At 63.9% G+C, this 841-nt stretch carries 2 protein-coding genes; both read right to left on the bottom strand.

What is annotated here, in order from left to right; genetic code table 11:
* On the bottom strand, positions 1-389 hold a 389-nt coding region (locus HLUSI_RS0104945; RefSeq protein WP_029363143.1), incomplete at its 3' end, for a LysE family translocator.
* A 227-nt stretch (positions 390-616) separates the two neighbouring features.
* Positions 617-841, bottom strand: a 225-nt coding sequence (locus tag HLUSI_RS27030) for an oligopeptide/dipeptide ABC transporter ATP-binding protein (RefSeq protein ID WP_040503175.1), incomplete at its 5' end; no start/stop codon positions are given.

Below are 841 nucleotides of genomic sequence, written 5' to 3'. Positions count from 1 at the left end.
CGGTAGTCAGGGTGCGGAAAAAGTGGGCGGTCCAAAAAGCCGGCGGCGAAACCGCGCAGGAAACCGTCGTGTTTGATGCCGCCCGCGTCTCTCGCCATCACCGGCGGTCCCGCACGACTGGCCTGCATGAAGGCCCAGCCGATATACGCCAGATATGCCGCCGCCAGTAGTTTCATCACCGTCAGCGCGCCCGGACTCCGCTGCAACAGGCTGAAACCGGCCAGCGCCAGCACGATGTAGACGCCGTTGGCGCAGGCGATCCCGAGACTGGCGCCGACGCCGTTGCGACGACCATGGCGCAAGGCGCTGCGCAACAGCAAAAGAAAATCCGGACCCGGGCTGACCAGCGCCAGCCAGTGCGCCGCCGCCAGCATGATGAATTCCTGCATGACCATATTGCATCGCTCCTCGAAGATGAGGTCCCGATGCTAGGCGGCAGGGCGCCGGCCGTATTGAACAAAATTGCAGGCGAAGGCAACTTGCGGCAATTGACCACCGCCACTCCGAGCTACGCCATGTCCAATGTCGCAAGCGCTCGCGCGTCTCGGCGCCTATCGTTTTCCAGATGATGCCGGCCGACGTCGCCTGGACCTGTTTCACGCCCACCCGGCGTTTTTTATTGCGCGTCGTTCAGATGGCAAGCCGACATATGTCCCGGCGCGATTTCCCGCAGCAGCGGCTTCTCCACCGAGCAGCGCGGCATCGCATGCGGGCAGCGCGGATGGAAGTGGCATCCCGAAGGTGGATTCAGCGGCGACGGGATTTCACCCTTGACGGCGAAGTAAGTGGCCTTGCCGACTTCCAGCTTCGGCGCCGAGGCCAGCAGCGCCTGCGTGTAGGG

This window comes from Herbaspirillum lusitanum P6-12, from assembly GCF_000256565.1.
Lineage (GTDB): Bacteria > Pseudomonadota > Gammaproteobacteria > Burkholderiales > Burkholderiaceae_D > Herbaspirillum > Herbaspirillum lusitanum.
The sequence above is the reverse complement of the archived record's forward strand: the minus strand, read 5'-3'. Positions and strand labels throughout refer to the sequence as shown.